Origin of the sequence: Metabacillus herbersteinensis, assembly GCF_042433335.1 — a bacterium.
Classification (GTDB): Bacteria; Bacillota; Bacilli; order Bacillales; family Bacillaceae; genus Metabacillus; species Metabacillus herbersteinensis.
In genome coordinates this window covers 1-1,343 of record NZ_JBHLVO010000085.1, presented here as the reverse complement: position 1 = coordinate 1,343, position 1,343 = coordinate 1, and the positions used below count along the sequence as shown (strand labels likewise).

The following is a 1,343-nucleotide window of genomic DNA, read 5'->3' as shown; positions in this document are numbered from 1 at the left end:
ACTTGCATGTATTAGGCACGCCGCCAGCGTTCGTCCTGAGCCAGGATCAAACTCTCCAATAAGATTGTTTGACTAGCTCTTCTTTTGCACACGAATGTGCGAAAAAACTTTGTTGCTTTGTTGATTAAATCAACGTTGGCACGCTTGGTTTTGTTTAGTTTTCAAAGATCATTATTCATAATGCAACTTTCATATAATAACACGATAGTTAAATATATGTCAAGAACTTTTTTGGTGGAGCCTAGCGGGATCGAACCGCTGACCTCCTGCGTGCAAGGCAGGCGCTCTCCCAGCTGAGCTAAGGCCCCAAATTGTAAAAGAGAATGGTCGGGAAGACAGGATTCGAACCTGCGACCCCTTGGTCCCAAACCAAGTGCTCTACCAAGCTGAGCTACTTCCCGTTATGGCGCGCCCGAGAGGAGTCGAACCCCTAACCTTTTGATCCGTAGTCAAACGCTCTATCCAATTGAGCTACGGGCGCATATTAAAATAAAATGGTGCCGAGGACCGGAATCGAACCGGTACGGTAGTCACCTACCGCAGGATTTTAAGTCCTGTGCGTCTGCCAGTTCCGCCACCCCGGCACATAATAAGAGCGGAAGACGAGGTTCGAACTCGCGACCCCCACCTTGGCAAGGTGGTGTTCTACCACTGAACTACTTCCGCATAATACTGACGAAAAAAATATGGTGCGGGTGAAGGGACTTGAACCCCCACGTCACAAGGACACTAGATCCTAAGTCTAGCGCGTCTGCCATTCCGCCACACCCGCATGTAAATGGTGAGCCATGAAGGATTCGAACCTTCGACCCTCTGATTAAAAGTCAGATGCTCTACCAACTGAGCTAATGGCTCATCTTAAAAATATAAAAAAGATGAAAGTTATTCTAGTTGTCTCGACGTCCAAATCTCAGAAAGGTTATGCAAGAAGTAACTCGATTCGTACGTTATAGTAACACTTCGTGCTCTACCAACTGAGCTAATGGTTCATCTTAAAAATGTGTGGTGCCGGCAAGAGGACTTGAACCCCCAACCTACTGATTACAAGTCAGTTGCTCTACCAGTTGAGCTACACCGGCGTTATAAATACAAAAAAGTGGTGGAGGATGACGGGATCGAACCGCCGACCCTCTGCTTGTAAGGCAGATGCTCTCCCAGCTGAGCTAATCCTCCATAATAAGGGACAACACATATTAAAGCAATGTGTTGTCCAAGATCTTGCTTGCCCGGCAATGTCCTACTCTCACAGGGGGAGACCCCCAACTACCATCGGCGCTGAAGAGCTTAACTTCCGTGTTCGGGATGGGAACGGGTGTGACCTCTTCGCCATCATCACCAGACAA

9 tRNA genes and 2 rRNA genes are annotated in these 1,343 nt (G+C 47.8%); all 11 read right to left on the bottom strand.

Annotated features, from left to right (window positions below):
- A 16S ribosomal RNA gene (locus ACFFIX_RS27785) occupies nucleotides 1-62 on the bottom strand; the annotation flags it as partial.
- Between the two features lie 170 nt (nucleotides 63-232).
- Nucleotides 233-308, bottom strand: a tRNA-Ala gene (locus ACFFIX_RS27780).
- Between the two features lie 16 nt (nucleotides 309-324).
- Nucleotides 325-401, bottom strand: a tRNA-Pro gene (locus ACFFIX_RS27775).
- A gap of 3 nt (nucleotides 402-404) precedes the next feature.
- Nucleotides 405-481, bottom strand: a tRNA-Arg gene (locus tag ACFFIX_RS27770).
- 14 nt (nucleotides 482-495) lie between these two features.
- Nucleotides 496-584, bottom strand: a tRNA-Leu gene (locus ACFFIX_RS27765).
- A gap of 10 nt (nucleotides 585-594) precedes the next feature.
- A tRNA-Gly gene (locus ACFFIX_RS27760) sits at nucleotides 595-666 on the bottom strand.
- Between the two features lie 21 nt (nucleotides 667-687).
- A tRNA-Leu gene (locus ACFFIX_RS27755) sits at nucleotides 688-772 on the bottom strand.
- Nucleotides 773-779: 7 nt separating this feature from the next.
- Nucleotides 780-855: transfer RNA gene (locus tag ACFFIX_RS27750), tRNA-Lys, on the bottom strand.
- A gap of 148 nt (nucleotides 856-1,003) precedes the next feature.
- Nucleotides 1,004-1,079: transfer RNA gene (locus ACFFIX_RS27745), tRNA-Thr, on the bottom strand.
- Between the two features lie 18 nt (nucleotides 1,080-1,097).
- Nucleotides 1,098-1,173: transfer RNA gene (locus ACFFIX_RS27740), tRNA-Val, on the bottom strand.
- A 51-nt stretch (nucleotides 1,174-1,224) separates the two neighbouring features.
- Nucleotides 1,225-1,340 (bottom strand): 5S ribosomal RNA (gene rrf / locus ACFFIX_RS27735).
- Nucleotides 1,341-1,343 lie beyond the last annotated feature (3 nt).